The sequence below is a fragment of the Neisseria sp. P0014.S009 genome, from assembly GCF_051958155.1.
GTDB lineage: Bacteria > Pseudomonadota > Gammaproteobacteria > Burkholderiales > Neisseriaceae > Neisseria > Neisseria flavescens_C.
The window spans coordinates 1-275 of record NZ_JBQCVS010000118.1; the positions used below are offsets into that span (position 1 = coordinate 1).

A 275-nucleotide genomic window follows, 5' to 3' on the forward strand; every position below is an offset into this window, starting at 1 on the left:
GCACTGTTTCACATCGATGATTTCAGTGTATGACGACCAGAGCGTTTTGTTCTGCAGCTGGTCTGTGGTGCTGTCCGGCGTCATCCTGCGCATCCGGATATTAAACGGGCGCGGCGGCAGGTTACCCATCACCACCGAGGCCAGATACTGCGAGGTGGTTTTGCCCTTAAGGGTGATGTCTTTTTCCGTCACCCAGCCACCGTTACGTTGTATCTGAACCAGCAGGCGGACTTCCGACGGATTCCGGTCACCCTTTGAGGTGGTTTCCACCAGTG

At 55.6% G+C, this 275-nt stretch carries 1 protein-coding gene; it reads right to left on the minus strand.

Annotation, left to right across the window (positions count from 1 at the left end; all coding sequences use genetic code 11):
* On the minus strand, positions 1-275 hold a 275-nt coding region (gene gpJ / locus ACTHS4_RS11940; protein ID WP_440365993.1), incomplete at both ends, for a TipJ family phage tail tip protein.